The sequence below is a fragment of the Synechococcus sp. F70.1 genome, from assembly GCF_047502745.1.
GTDB lineage: Bacteria > Cyanobacteriota > Cyanobacteriia > Thermostichales > Thermostichaceae > Thermostichus.
On sequence record NZ_JANSJL010000113.1, the window covers coordinates 1 to 826 of the forward strand.

General features: G+C 55.9%; 1 pseudogene. It reads right to left on the reverse strand.

Annotation, left to right across the window (positions count from 1 at the left end):
• Nucleotides 1-777: pseudogene (locus NW860_RS10820) on the reverse strand (hypothetical protein); the annotation flags it as partial.
• Nucleotides 778-826: the final 49 nt, after the last annotated feature.

Genomic DNA, 826 nt, shown 5'->3' on the forward strand with positions numbered 1-826 from the left:
CCAAGCAGCGCAAGGAATGCAAGACCCATTTGCGAGGGATCCAGAAAAAAGTCGGCAAAAAGGGCTCCGGCGAGGGAGCTTTGGGGCCTGAAAGCCTCGTGGCGCAAGGCGGGGTAGAAAAGGTTTCTTCCTCAAGGGCCAGATGACTTGACAGTCATCAGCACCTCTCTTGAGCTCGTCGAGATACTTTCTCCTAGGATCCACCGTTACCCCAAAAACAGTAACCACTTGGTCATCATCCAAATCGGCAATCCAAACCGGAGAAGGCACAGCACCACCCTGGACACCCCCGCACAAAAATCGGTCGTACTGGCCTTCCCCCCGCCGACCCAAGGGATGCAAAGTTGCCAGGGCATAGGGCTTGTCGGAATCTTCCCTGCCGCTACAGACCACGATCTTGCAGTTGGCATCCACTGCTTCCGGCCATTGATCCCTGTCAACTCGGCCAAAACTTTGTGGGCTGTTGAGGTTAATGGCTTGCTGGGTTAGAGTCTTGAGAGCCTCAAAGAAGCTGCCCAGTCGCTTTTGGAAAAGCTTCTGAAACTCGACCACCGATCCTGGCCGCCTCCAAAAGGGATCCTCTGACTTAGGAATTAGGGTAGAGCCGCGCCACCAGGGAGGCCGGTCGCGGTTCTGGCGGGAGTAGCAGGGTCTTCTAGCACCTTGGCCCACACCCCCCAGATGGAACATCATCCAGGTGAGGTTAGTAAAGAGCTTTTCCACCGCCTTCTGCTCTGCTGGGGAAGCGTAGTTTTGGCGCTCGCCAGAAAGACTCAAGACAAGGATCCCTTCCTGTTGGCCTGCGGCTTCTCTTCGCTGATTGGGC